The organism is Micromonospora sp. KC207, assembly GCF_004348615.1.
Taxonomy (GTDB): Bacteria; Actinomycetota; Actinomycetes; order Mycobacteriales; family Micromonosporaceae; genus Micromonospora.
The window spans coordinates 1-8,060 of sequence record NZ_SMKJ01000302.1; the positions used below are offsets into that span (position 1 = coordinate 1).

General features: G+C 73.9%; 8 protein-coding genes. 7 read left to right on the forward strand and 1 reads right to left on the reverse strand.

Translation table 11 applies throughout. The annotated features are described in order from the left end of the window. The 5 genes from E1258_RS27200 to E1258_RS27220 form a co-directional block, all read left to right on the forward strand. On the forward strand, positions 1 to 1,335 hold a 1,335-nt coding region (locus tag E1258_RS27200; RefSeq protein ID WP_132406133.1), incomplete at its 5' end, for a DUF4153 domain-containing protein. A gap of 199 nt (positions 1,336 to 1,534) precedes the next feature. Next, a complete protein-coding gene (locus tag E1258_RS27205; RefSeq protein WP_132406145.1) occupies positions 1,535 to 1,885 on the forward strand; it encodes a hypothetical protein in 351 nt (116 codons plus the stop codon). 1 nt (position 1,886) lies between these two features. Then, positions 1,887 to 3,545, forward strand: coding sequence for a cation acetate symporter (locus tag E1258_RS27210; protein ID WP_132406135.1), 1,659 nt, complete (start codon positions 1,887 to 1,889; stop codon positions 3,543 to 3,545). A 185-nt stretch (positions 3,546 to 3,730) separates the two neighbouring features. Then, complete coding sequence (locus E1258_RS27215; RefSeq protein ID WP_132406137.1) at positions 3,731 to 4,495, forward strand: ABC transporter ATP-binding protein; 765 nt, start codon at positions 3,731 to 3,733, stop codon at positions 4,493 to 4,495. A gap of 41 nt (positions 4,496 to 4,536) precedes the next feature. Further along, entirely contained in the window at positions 4,537 to 6,255 is a 1,719-nt protein-coding gene (locus E1258_RS27220; protein WP_132406147.1) for an ABC transporter permease, read from the forward strand. A gap of 67 nt (positions 6,256 to 6,322) precedes the next feature. Here the strand turns inward: E1258_RS27220 and E1258_RS27225 are convergent, their stop codons facing one another. Then, positions 6,323 to 6,577, reverse strand: coding sequence for a hypothetical protein (locus tag E1258_RS27225; RefSeq protein WP_132406139.1), 255 nt, complete (start codon positions 6,575 to 6,577; stop codon positions 6,323 to 6,325). Positions 6,578 to 6,787: 210 nt separating this feature from the next. Between E1258_RS27225 and E1258_RS27230 the strand changes: the two genes are divergently transcribed. Both E1258_RS27230 and E1258_RS27235 read left to right on the forward strand, forming a co-directional pair. After that, complete coding sequence (locus E1258_RS27230) at positions 6,788 to 7,282, forward strand: SRPBCC family protein (RefSeq protein WP_132406141.1); 495 nt, start codon at positions 6,788 to 6,790, stop codon at positions 7,280 to 7,282. A gap of 170 nt (positions 7,283 to 7,452) precedes the next feature. After that, on the forward strand, positions 7,453 to 7,983 hold the full coding sequence (locus tag E1258_RS27235) for a flavin reductase family protein (RefSeq protein WP_243715722.1): 531 nt from the start codon (positions 7,453 to 7,455) through the stop codon (positions 7,981 to 7,983). The last annotated feature ends 77 nt before the right edge of the window (positions 7,984 to 8,060 follow it).

Consider the following 8,060-nt stretch of genomic DNA (forward strand, 5'->3'; position numbering starts at 1 on the left):
GTCCCTGCCCCTGCCACGCCCCCGGCCGTCGAGGCCACAGCGGGGGCGGCACGTCCCGACGCCACGGGGGCGCCAGGGCGGGCCGCCCGGGTGCTCTGGGCCGCCGCGACCATCGCCCTCGTCTCGGTCGGGTACGTCCGGGCCGCCGGCTGGCTCTTCACTCTCTGCCTGCTGGCCGCCGTGGTCACCGGAGCGCTCGCGATGGTGGGTGCCCGGACGCCGCTCGGCATGCTGGCCGCCGTCCTGCTCACCCCGGCCGCCCCGTTCCGGGCGCTGCCCTGGGCGGTACGGGGAGCCCGCCGCCTCGGCCCGGCCGCTTCGACGCTGGGGCGCGCGCTCGCCACCGTCGCCGCCTCGGTGGGGCTGTTGCTCGTCTTCGGCCTGCTCCTCTCCTCCGCCGACGTGGTCTTCGCCGACCTGCTCGCCGGCCTGCTGCCGGCGGTGTCCCCCGGCGGGGTGGTCGGCTGGCTGTTCCGCCTCGCCCTGATCGGTGGCGGGCTGCTCGGCGCGGCGTACCTGGTGGTCGCACCAGCCGACCCGGACAGGCTGCGGACCGCCCCGGCCAGGCCCGTCCGCCGGCTGGAGTGGGCCGTGCCGCTGGCCCTGCTCGACGCCCTCTTCGCCGCCTTCGTGCTGGTGCAACTCACCGTGCTGTTCGGCGGCTCGGCCCACGTGCTGCGTACCGCCGGCCTCAGCTACGCCCAGTACGCCCGTGGTGGGTTCTGGCAGTTGCTCGCGGTCTCCGCGCTGACCCTGCTGGTGATCGCCGGTGCGATCCGCTGGGCACCCCGCGCCACCCGTGCCGACCGGGTCCTGATCCGCGTCCTGCTCGGCACGCTCACCGCGCTCAGCCTGGTCGTCGTCGCCTCGGCGCTCTACCGTATGCAGGTCTACGCCGACGCGTACGGGGCGACCCGGCTGCGCCTGGTGGTGGCCACCGTCGAACTGTGGCTCGGGGCCCTGTTCGTGCTGGTCGGGGTGGCCGTGGTGCTGCTACGGGCGGGCCGGTTGCCCGCGCTGGTGGTGGGTACGGCGGTGCTCGCCCTGCTCGGGTTGGCCGCTGTGAACCCGGACCGGCTGGTCGCCGAACACAACGTCGACCGGTACCGGCAGACCGGCAGGATCGACGTGTCGTACCTGTCTGGGCTGTCGGCCGACGCGGTGCCGGCGCTGGCCCGACTGCCCGAGCAGCTTCGCTCCTGCGCGCTGCGGGACATCGCCGCCAGTCTGCCGGCTGACGACGTCCGGACCGCCAACCTGGGCCGGGCGACCGCCCGCGACCTGCTCGTGCCGGCGCTGCTCGACGCACCGCCCGTGGACTGCTGGAACAGGTGACCCGCAGCGGCGCAGGGACCGCGCCGCCTACTGGTCTTGACAATCCCACCGATCGGGCGAGACTGCCGGGGTGGCCGCACCCGACGATCCCGTACCGGCACCCCGGGCACCGGTCCGGAACGAGACGCCGGACTGGACGGCCGGCGAAACCGCGGGTACGGAAACGGGCGGCGCACCGACCGCGCCCGGCCGGACCCGGATCGTGCTGGCCGAGGTGTCCCGCCGGGAGCCCGACGCCGACCGGGCCCGCGCCGAACTGGCCCAGCAGACCCGCGTCGGCGAGGCGCTGGTCCGGGGCCTGGTCCGGGCCCAGCTCGCGCTGGCGCTGCGCCTGAGCCTCGTGGTGCTGATCGGGCTGGGCGGCCTGCCCTGGCTGTTCGCCATCGCGCCCTCGGTCGGCCGGTTCACCGTGTTCGGGGTGAACCTGCCCTGGCTGCTGTTGGGGCTGGTCTCCTTCCCGTTCCTGATCGCGGTCGGGTGGGCGTACGTGCGGCTGGCCGAGCGCAACGAGCAGGACTTCACCGACCTGGTCCAGCGGCCGGAGCGCTGAGATGGGCAACGAATACGTCGTCCCCGCGATCGTCGCGGTCACCCTGGTCACCGTCGGGATCGGCTTCTACGGGCTGCGGCTGGCGAGGACCACCTCCGACTTCCTCGTCGCCTCCCGCTCGGTCAGCCCGACCTGGAACGCCGCCGCGATCGGCGGGGAGTACCTGTCGGCCGCGAGCTTCCTGGGCGTCGCCGGGATGATCCTCAAGTACGGCGTGGACGTGCTCTGGTATCCGGTGGGCTTCGCCGCCGGCTACCTGGCCCTGCTGCTGTTCGTGGCCGCGCCGCTGCGCCGCTCCGGGGCGTTCACCCTGCCGGACTTCTGCGAGCTGCGGCTCGGCTCGCGCCGGCTGCGTACCCTCGCCACCGGATTCGTGATCTTCATCGGCTGGCTGTACCTGGTGCCGCAGCTCCAGGGGGCGGGGCTGACCCTGGCCACGCTGACCGGGGCGGCGTACCCGGTCGGCGCGATCGTGGTGGCGGTGGTGGTCACCGCCAACGTGGCGCTGGGCGGAATGCGGGCGATCACCTTCGTCCAGGCGTTCCAGTACTGGCTGAAGCTGACCGCGCTTGCCGTACCCGCGATCTTCCTGGTGTTGCAGTGGCAGGCCGACGCCCGCCCGGCGGTGACCCCGCCCGACGGGCCGGCGTTCCGGACCGCGACCACCGTCGTGGTCGAGCACCGCGCGACCCTCACCATGCCCGACGGCGACATCCGGGAGGTACGCCCCGGCGACCGGCTCGACTTCGCCGCCGGCGACCCGGTGCCGCAGGTCTCCGGCACGGCCACCGACGCGGCCGACTGGCTGCTGCCCAGCGCGGCCGGGGACGACGACCGGGGACTGTTCGCCACGTACTCGCTGATCCTGGCCACCTTCCTGGGCACCATGGGGCTGCCGCACGTGCTGGTGCGGTTCTACACCAATCCCGACGGCGCGGCGGCCCGGCGCACCACGCTGGTGGTGCTGGCCCTGGTCGGCGCGTTCTACCTGCTGCCCACCCTGTACGGGGTGCTGGGCCGGATCTACACCCCGCAGCTACTGATCACCGGGCAGACCGACGCGGTGGTGGTGCTGCTGCCCGGTGCGGCGCTGGGCGATTCCACGACCGGCCGGCTGCTCGCCGCGCTGGTCGCCGCAGGGGCGTTTGCCGCGTTCCTGTCGACCTCGTCCGGGCTGCTCACCAGCGTGGCCGGGGTGATCTCCACGGACGTGCTGGGGCGCGGCTCGGTGCGCGGCTTCCGGCTGGCCACGATCATCGCCGGCGGAGTGCCGGCGGTGCTCGCGCTGAACGTCTCGGGGATGGACGTCTCCCAGGTGGTCGGGCTGGCCTTCGCGGTCGCCGCGTCCAGCTTCTGCCCGCTGCTGGTCCTCGGCATCTGGTGGCGGGGGCTGACCGACGTGGGCGCCGCCGCCGGGGTGCTGGCCGGCGGCGGGGCGGCGATCGGCGCGGTGCTGGTCACGGTGCTCGGCCCGCCGCTGTCCGGCTGGCCGGCCACGCTCACCGCGCAGCCGGCCGCATGGACGGTCCCGCTCGCGTTCACGGTGATGATCGCGGTGTCGGTGGCGTCCCGGCGGCGGCTGCCGCCCGACGTGGCCGGCACCATGCTGCGCCTGCACTTCCCCGAAGCGCTCCTTGCTGAAGGACGGGCCCCTTCTTAACGCCTACGGTAGAGAAGGGTGCCCTTCTCTCTCCCCCCGGACCGCCCCAGCGGGCCGGCTGAGGGAGGCGGGCGCGCGGAGGCGGGGCAAGCCGGGGAAGGCGGGAAGCCGTCTCCTGCCCGGGGAGGAGACGGGGGTCTGCCCTGACGGAAGCGGGCGAAGACCACGTTGTATACGGTCGATACATGACTGATGAGCACTCCGCACTCGTGCTGCGTGGCCTCGCCAAGCAGTTCGACGGCAAGGTGGCGGTGGCCGGCGTGGACCTCGACGTGCCAGCCGGCTCGTTCTACGGGCTACTCGGCCCCAACGGGGCCGGCAAGACCACCACCCTGTCCATGGCGGTCGGGCTGCTGCGCCCCGACGCGGGCGGTGCCCGGGTGCTCGGGCACGACGTGTGGGCCGACCCCGTCCGCGCGAAGCAGCTCCTCGGCGTGATGCCGGACGGCGTACGGCTGTTCGACCGGCTCAGCGGGGCGGAGTTGCTGGCGTACCACGGTCTGTTGCGCGGCATGGACCCGGCGGTGGTCGACCAGCGGGCGGCGGAACTGCTCGACGTGCTCGCCCTCGGCGACGCCGGCCGGACCCTGGTGGTGGACTACTCCGCCGGCATGAAGAAGAAGATCGGCCTGGCCTGCGCGCTGCTGCACGGGCCCCGGCTGCTGGTGCTCGACGAGCCCTTCGAGGCGGTCGATCCGGTGTCGGCGGCCCTCATCCGGGACATCCTGCACCGTTACGTCGTCGGCGGCGGGACGGTCATCTTCTCCAGCCACGTCATGGAGGTCGTCCAGCGGCTCTGCTCGCACGTCGCGATCCTCGCCGAGGGGACGATCAAGCGGGTCGGCACCCTCGACGAGGTGCGCGGGGACCGCTCGCTGGAGGACGTGTTCGTCGAGGTGGTCGGCGGGCGCACCGCGACCGGCGAGGAGCTGGCGTGGCTCTCCCGGTGACCAGCTCGGGCGGGCGGGAAGGCGGCGGCACGGCCGGCCAGGTGACCAGCCCCGACGGGCCGGCGGTCGAGCGGGTCCGCCCGGTTTCGGCCCGACACTTCGTCCGGCTGAAACTGCGGGTGATGGGCAACAACTTCCGGGGCCAGGGCTGGCGGGTCGCCATGTTCGCGGGCAGCGTGATCGCCGGGCTCTGGTTCGCCGGCACCGGCTTCTTCCTGCTGGCCGCACCCGGGCTGGTCGACGAGCCGACGTACGCGCTGATGACCGCCGCGTTCGGCGGCGGTCTGCTGGTGCTCGGCTGGCTACTGCTGCCGCTGGTCTTCTTCGGCGTGGACGAGACACTCGACCCGGCCCGGTTCGCCCTGCTGCCGCTGTCCCGCCGCACCCTGGTCACCGGGCTGTTCGCCGCCGCGCTGGTCAGCGTCCCGGCGGTGGCCGCGCTGATCGCGGCCGGCGGGCTGGTGCTCACCTCGGGCCTGCTCGGCGGCGCGGCGGCGGCGCTCGTCGCGGCCGTCGGGGTGGTCGCCGGGCTGCTGCTGTGCGTCGCGGCCAGCCGGGCGATGACCAGCGCTTTCGCCACCATGTTGCGGTCCCGTCGGGTACGCGACCTGGCGGCCGTGCTGCTGGCGGTGCTGGCCGCGCTGCTCGGCCCGTTGCAGATCGTGGCGCTGGCTGCCGTTCGGCAGGCCGACTGGGACCGACTGACCGGGGTGGCGCGGATCGTCGGCTGGACCCCGTTCGGCGCGCCGTGGACCGTCGGCGTCGACGTGGCCGAGGGACGGGCCTGGGCCGTGCCGGTGAAGCTGCTGATCACCGCGCTGACGATCGGCGCGCTGCTGTGGTGGTGGTCCCGATCGCTGGAGTCGGCCATGGTCGGCGCGGCCGGCGGCGGCCCGGCCAAGGCCCGCGGCGGCTCGACGAGGGCCGGCACCGGCCCGACCGGGGCCCACAGTGGGGCGGTGGGGCAGCTCTTTTCCTGGGCGGTCGGCTGGGCGCGGCGGGACCGGTTCGGCGCGCTGGTGGCCCGGGATTGTCGCTACTGGTGGCGGGACGCCCGACGGCGGGCCAACCTGATCACCATCGCGGTGATCGGCATCTTCGTGCCGGTGATGGTCAACTTCGGCGGGGCGAGCTTCTCGACCGGAGACGGGATGGAACTCGCCGCCCCCAACTCCTCCCCGATGCTGGTCAGCCTCTCGATGATCGTCGTCGGGGCACTCGCCTCGGTGACCCTGGCCAACCAGTTCGGCTTCGACGGCAGCGCGTACGCGGCCAACGTGGTCGCCGGGGTGCCCGGCCGGCTGGAGCTGCTGGCCCGCATGGCCGCGTTCTCGGTGTACGTGCTGCCGATGCTCGGCGTCGTCGCGGTCCTGCTCGGGATGGTGCTGGGTCAGCCGGCGTGGCTGGGCGTGATGGCGGGCAGCCTGGTCGCCTCGTACGGGGCGGGGCTGGCGATCAGCGCTTTCGTCTCGGTGCTGGGGGCGTACTCGCTGCCGGAGACGAGCAACCCGTTCGCGACGAACAGCGGGGCGGGGGGCGCGAAGAGCTTCCTCGCCCTGCTGTCGATGCTCGGCGCGGCGGCGGCGAGCGTGCCGATGGTGGTCGCGGCGGCGCTGCTCGGCGACGCCTGGCTCTGGCTGGCCCCACCGCTGGGTTTCGCGTACGGGCTGGGCGCGGCGCTGCTCGGCGCGTACCTCGCCGGGGACGTGCTGGACCGGCGGACCCCCGAGCTGTTGACGGCCATTACCCCGCGCCGCTGAGCCACGGCACTGCGCGGGGCGTGCCTGACCGGGGCGTGCCTGCGCGGTCGTGCCTGACCGGCGCTGCTCAGCGGCGACGCAGGAAGGCGTAGAACAGGCTGCTGTTGCCGACGGAGCTGGCGTTGACCAGGTCCCACCCGTAGTGGGAAAGGTACTCGACGGCCTCCATGAGCTGGGTGACGCCGCTGCTCATGAGACGCGGGCGGGCGGCGACCGCGAGGTGTCGGTGCGGGTAGCCCCGAAAGTCAACCTCGTTGCGGAGTACGGCGTCGGCGGCCACGACACGGGCCTGAGCGAGCTGCTGCGGCGTCACGGGACTCATACCCGAAACGATAGGAGCGCCCCGCACGCCCCGCCGCCACGCCCGCCTCAGGGGTGCAGTGGACGGCTCGGCACAGCGGGCTTGAAAGACCACCTGCGGCACGTGCTCCACGCGTTCAACGAGCGGGGGGTCGCGTTGTCCCGCATCATGGCGACGCACTAGCTGCTCGTGCTCGGGCTGGCGGGTGGCGGGTGGCGGCACAATGGGCGGATGCCTGTCGTCGAGTCGGTGATCATCGTGCCGGTGCCGCCCGAGCTGGCCTTCGCGGTGTCGCAGACCGTCGCGCCGGTGCGGTACCGCTGGGACCCGTTCGTCCGCGAGCAACACTTCGCCGACGGGGCCACGCGCCCCGGCAAGGGTGTACGCACGGTCACCCGTTCCCGACACGGCCTGACCATGGTCAGCGAGTACGTCTCCTTCGCGCCGCCGAGCCACGTCGGGATGAAGATGGTTCGGGGCCCGTGGTTCTTCGAAATGTTCGCGGGCGGGTGGCGGTTCGCGCCCGGCCCGCAGCCGGGCACGTCGGTCGCCACCTGGCGGTACCACTTCCGGTGCCGGCCGGCCTTTCTGCGCCCCGTCGCGCACCGGATCGGAGGCTGGCTGCTCGGGCGGGACATCAGCCGCCGAATCGCCGGGTACGCCGTCGGCTGCACCGACCCCGAGGTGCTGGCCGCTGCCCGCCGCTTTCTGCGCTCCGACGAGTGACCCCGTCCCCGGGTCGAATGCGGAGCCTGTTCCCGGTCGGGCGATGATCTACCCGCCCGGCCAGGCATGGAGCGACACGTCCTGCCGGTCGGCCCGGCCCGTACCCGTCGACCGGATCCGGGTCGGTGTCGAGGGCCGACCGACGGCCCGTGGACGGCGGGACGGGCAGAATGTTTCACGTGAATCAAGAGCCGGGTGCCAAGATCCACCACGTCGACCCGTTCGCCGTACCGGCCGGGCAGAAGTCCCCGGCGCGGCGGCTGCGCGGCCGCCTCGCCGCACCGGTCACCCTGTGGACCGCGCCGGGCCCCGCCGGCCTGACCGTCTCCTCCACGCTGGTCGCCGAGGGCGAACCGGACCGGCTGCTGGGCCTGGTCGACGCGGAGTCGGACCTGTGGGCGGCGGTCGAGGCGGCGGGGCGGTTCGCCGTCACGCCGCTGGGCCCACCGCACCGACAGCTCGCCGACCGGTTCGCCGGCCTGTTCCCGTCGCCGGGCGGGCTCTTCGCCACCGACGCCTGGACCGAAACCGAGTACGGCCCGGTTCCCGCCGACGCCGCCGGCTGGGCCGGGTGCCGGCTCGACACCGCCCGCGAGTACGGCTGGGCGCTGCTCGTCGAGGCCACCATCGAGTGCATCAGCCTGAGGGAGGAGAGCGTCCCGCTGCTGCACTACCGAGGCCGCTACCACGAACTGAGCTGACGGCCGGCGACCGGCGGCGGTGACCGGTGCGGCTAACGCCCCGCCGGCTCACCCCGGCGGGCGGGCCGGCGGCCGGG

What these genes read in the sequence shown, in the direction of transcription:
- E1258_RS27210 (WP_132406135.1), top strand. Translation starts at nt 1,887, where the DNA reads ATGGGCAACGAATACGTCGTCCCCGCGATCGTCGCGGTCACCCTGGTC.
- E1258_RS27215 (WP_132406137.1), top strand. Translation starts at nt 3,731, where the DNA reads ATGACTGATGAGCACTCCGCACTCGTGCTGCGTGGCCTCGCCAAGCAG.
- E1258_RS27225 (WP_132406139.1), bottom strand. Translation starts at nt 6,577, where the DNA reads ATGAGTCCCGTGACGCCGCAGCAGCTCGCTCAGGCCCGTGTCGTGGCC.
- E1258_RS27230 (WP_132406141.1), top strand. Translation starts at nt 6,788, where the DNA reads ATGCCTGTCGTCGAGTCGGTGATCATCGTGCCGGTGCCGCCCGAGCTG.
- E1258_RS27235 (WP_243715722.1), top strand. Translation starts at nt 7,453, where the DNA reads ATGTTTCACGTGAATCAAGAGCCGGGTGCCAAGATCCACCACGTCGAC.